This is a genomic window from Oceanicola sp. S124 (genome assembly GCF_000220565.1).
Classification (GTDB): Bacteria; Pseudomonadota; Alphaproteobacteria; order Rhodobacterales; family Rhodobacteraceae; genus Pseudooceanicola.
In genome coordinates this window covers 1-585 of the sequence record NZ_AFPM01000226.1, presented here as the reverse complement: position 1 = coordinate 585, position 585 = coordinate 1, and the positions used below count along the sequence as shown (strand labels likewise).

1 protein-coding gene and 1 pseudogene are annotated in these 585 nt (G+C 68.9%); one reads left to right on the top strand and one right to left on the bottom strand.

The genetic code is table 11. The annotated features are described in order from the left end of the window. The coding region (locus OS124_RS24890; protein ID WP_010140693.1) for an Hsp20 family protein at positions 1–241 on the top strand (241 nt) is incomplete at its 5' end. A gap of 98 nt (positions 242–339) precedes the next feature. On the opposite strand, the pseudogene OS124_RS27535 reads toward OS124_RS24890, so the two are convergent. Further along, positions 340–585, bottom strand: a pseudogene (locus OS124_RS27535) (VOC family protein); the annotation flags it as partial.

Here is a 585-nt window from a genome sequence, read left to right as displayed (position 1 = left end):
CCGCAAGGGGGATGAGGACAAGGGCCGCAGCTACCTGCACCGTGGCATTGCCACCCGCGCCTTCGAACGCCGCTTCCAGCTGGCCGACCACGTGCGCGTGACCGGGGCCACCCATGCCGACGGCATGCTGCATATCGACCTGGTGCGTGAAGTGCCCGAGGCGCTGAAACCGCGCCGCATCGAAATCGCCCGGGGTGGAACCGTGACCACCTCTCGTGCGATTGAAGCACAGGACGCCTGATTTCCCTCGGGTGCCTGTAGAAGTCGCGGGGAGCGAGAACGCCCCGGACTTACCTCAGTCGGGCGCGGCCTCCTGCCGGAGGTCGCGCCTTCTGCATTTCAGCCCAGCGTGATTGCGCCTGCGGGTCCGGCAAGGGTCGCCGAAAGTGTGACCTCGGCGCCGGTCTGCCAGCTCACGCGCGGGTCCTGCAGGATCGGGGCCAGCGACGCGGCAAGCCGGGGTGCCTCGGGGTGGGTGAGCTGCAGGGCCGCAAGCGTAAGCCCGAGCGAGGGCATGGCACGGGGTGGGATGCTCTCTTCCGCCATCTCCCAGTCGAGGAACGAGGGGAAGGCGCCGTCATGGGG